The 2,993-nt window shown below is 68.8% G+C and carries 3 protein-coding genes; 2 read left to right on the top strand and 1 reads right to left on the bottom strand.

Going from position 1 to position 2,993, the window contains the following annotated elements; genetic code table 11:
• Positions 1-122 precede the first annotated feature (122 nt).
• Positions 123-1,238, top strand: coding sequence for a rod shape-determining protein RodA (gene rodA / locus KBW98_RS23650; RefSeq protein WP_211522620.1), 1,116 nt, complete (start codon positions 123-125; stop codon positions 1,236-1,238).
• A 17-nt stretch (positions 1,239-1,255) separates the two neighbouring features.
• Complete coding sequence (locus tag KBW98_RS23645) at positions 1,256-2,230, top strand: septal ring lytic transglycosylase RlpA family protein (RefSeq protein WP_211522619.1); 975 nt, start codon at positions 1,256-1,258, stop codon at positions 2,228-2,230.
• A gap of 165 nt (positions 2,231-2,395) precedes the next feature.
• Here the strand turns inward: KBW98_RS23645 and KBW98_RS23640 are convergent.
• On the bottom strand, positions 2,396-2,993 hold a 598-nt coding region (locus KBW98_RS23640), incomplete at its 5' end, for an SPOR domain-containing protein (RefSeq protein ID WP_211522618.1).

Raw genomic sequence — 2,993 nt, 5'->3', positions numbered from 1 at the left:
GGCGGTTTCCCGGGGTGGTTTTTTGCCCGTTGGGGCGCGCTCCTGCGCCCGCCGCGGCCCCCGCCGCCGCGCCGGCCCAGATCGCGGCCGCGCCCGCCGTCCCCACCAGAAAGGAATAAGCCATGGCGCACATTCCAGAACGACGCTCGCTGCGGCGCCGCCTGCGCCCGTACTTCGCCGTGTTCGACGGCCCGATGGCGCTGATCCTGTTCGTCCTGATGGCGATCAGCATGATCACGATGACCTCGGCGGGCGCCGATTTCCCGGACCGGGTCGAGCACCAGATCCGCAACTTCCTGCTGTCCTTCGCGATCATGTGGATCGCGGCGAACATTCCGCCGCAGACCCTGATGCGCCTCGCCGTGCCGATCTATACCTTCGGGGTCGCGCTCTTGATTGCCGTGGCCATGTTCGGCATCATCAAGAAGGGCGCGCGGCGCTGGCTGCACCTCGGCATCGATATCCAGCCTTCCGAGATCCTCAAGATCGCCATGCCCCTGATGCTGGCCTGGTATTTCCAGACCAAGGCCACGGTCGGCAACTGGAAGTCCTTCGCCGTCGCGGCGGTGCTGCTGCTGGTCCCCGTGATCCTGATCGCCAAGCAGCCCGACCTCGGCACCGCGCTGCTGGTGGCCGCCTCGGGCCTGTACGTGATCTTCCTGGCCGGCCTGGCGTGGAAGGCGATCATCGCGCTGGTGCTGGGCGCGGCGGCGATGCTGCCGATCGGCTGGTCGATGATGCACGACTACCAGCGCGAGCGGGTCATGACCCTGATCGACCCGACCTCCGACCCGCTGGGCAAGGGCTTCCACATCATCCAGTCGATCATCGCGATCGGCTCGGGCGGCGTGAGCGGCAAGGGATACATGAAGGGCACGCAAGGCTATCTCGAGTTCGTGCCGGAGCGCACCACCGACTTCGTGTTCTCCGTGTATTCCGAGGAATTCGGGCTGATCGGCAACCTGGTGCTGCTGTTCGTCTACCTGCTCCTGATCGGGCGCGGGCTGATGATCGCGGCGAATGCGCCGAACTCGTTCTCGCGCCTGCTGGCGGGGGCGATCACGATGATCTTCTTCACCTATGCGTTCGTGAACATGGGCATGGTGGCCGGCATTCTTCCCGTCGTCGGCGTGCCCTTGCCCTTCATGAGCTACGGCGGCACGGCCTTCATCACGCTCGGACTCGGCGCCGGCATATTGATGAGTATTCAAAGACACCGTAAACTCGTGCAGACGTAATAGATGGAGGACGACCGATGGCCGTTCGAAGGATTTATTCGGCGGCCCTTGCAGTTGCACTCCTGGCCGCCGGTTGCACGACCAAACCCGGCGGCGAGCACCGCAGCCTGATCCAGCTGATCCCGCTGCCCTGGCTGCACAAGCCGGCCCTGAAGCACGGCGAGGCGCCGGCCTTGCCGGCCGCCGAATCCAGCCTCGGCGGCTACCACAAGGACAGTGGCCAGGACGCGCAGGCGCAGGACGAGGCGCCGGTGGTGAAGTACGAACCCTACGCCAGGTGGGGCAACCGCCCGTACTCGGTGCTGGGGCAGACCTACACGCCGATCCTGCACGAGGATCCCTTCGTGCAGCGCGGCATGGCCAGCTGGTATGCGAACCGCTTCCACGGCCAGAAGACCACCTCGGGCGAGCCCTACGACAAGAACAAGATGACGGCGGCGCATCCGACCCTGCCGATCCCGTCCTATGCGCGCGTGACCAGCGTCGACTCCGGCAAATCGGTGATCGTGCGCATCAACGACCGCGGGCCTTTCCACGCCAGCCGCGTCATCGACGTGTCCTACACGGCCGCCCTCAAGCTCGGCCTGCTGGACAGGGGCAGCCATCAGGTCAAGGTCGAGCGCCTGTTCCCCGACGATCCATCCCGGATCGCGGCCGTGCGCCGCGCCGCGGCCTCGCAGGCGCAATCGGCGGCGCCGGAAATCGCGGCCATGGAGCTCGAAGACGGGGTGCGCTCGGACAGCGCGGCGCTCGCCCAGGCCACGCCAGGCTTCTACGTGCAGCTCGGCGCCTACAGCCGCGCGGGCGCGGCGGAAGCGATGAGCGCGAAACTGGCCAAGGCCGGGGTGGCGCTGGGGACGCTGGAGGTGGCGCCGGCGGGGGCGTCGCAGCGCCTGTACGGCGGGCCGTTCGCGACCCGGGCAGAAGCGGTGAAGGCGGCGCGCAAGGTGCCGAAGTCGTTCGGACTGAAGCCGCTCGTTGTCAAACGCTGACCGAGGGCTTCGGCAGCGTGCCGAATTAACGTGCTGTCAACTATCACCGCGTCGGCGGGAATCCGCCGACCCTACTCAGTCACGCGGTAGGGTTGGCGGCTTTGCCGCCGACGCGTCGATCGTTACCGGTTCCGTAATCGCGTCCGATGATGCAGCGGCCAACCGTTACCGCGCCGGGGAGCATTCCTGCAGCTGCGCGCCGGGGAAGGCCCTGGCGATGTCGGCGATGCGGGTGCGGGTCTCGGCGTCGATGTCGCGGAACTGGTAGGCGGCGCGGGTGCCCTGGGGGCCGCGCGGCAGGATGCGCACGCCGCGCACGCCCTGGCGGCCCAGGATGCCGGCCTGGGTCTGGGCCGCGGCCTCGGTCTTGAAGACGCCCAGCGAGATCGCGTACTTCATCGCCGATTCGCCCTGCATCACGAAGAAGTTCTCGATGCCGCGTTCCTTCAACTCCGCCGTACGGCGGTCCGCGCCTTCCTTGCCGCCGGCCGGCGGCAGGTAGACCATGTAGCTGCTCACTTCCTGGAACGGCACGCTGATGCGTGACTGGCGCTCGCCCAGGCCCAGGCGCGCCGTGCGGGTTTCGAAGCGGCGCGTGTCGCCGGCGGCGATCGGGCCGGCCTGCACGCAGGCCAGGGGCGCGGCGGCGGGCGTGGAAGAGGGCGCGGCCGGTTCTGCCGGTGCTTGCGCGGCCGGGGGGCCGGCGCCCGCCCCGGCCGTCGCCGCGGCCGCGCCCCCCCCCGCCCCGCGCGCCCCCCCGCAA

The sequence above is a fragment of the Massilia sp. ST3 genome, assembly GCF_018119405.1.
Taxonomy (GTDB): domain Bacteria; phylum Pseudomonadota; class Gammaproteobacteria; order Burkholderiales; family Burkholderiaceae_D; genus Telluria.
This window is presented reverse-complemented; position numbering and strand designations above follow the sequence as displayed.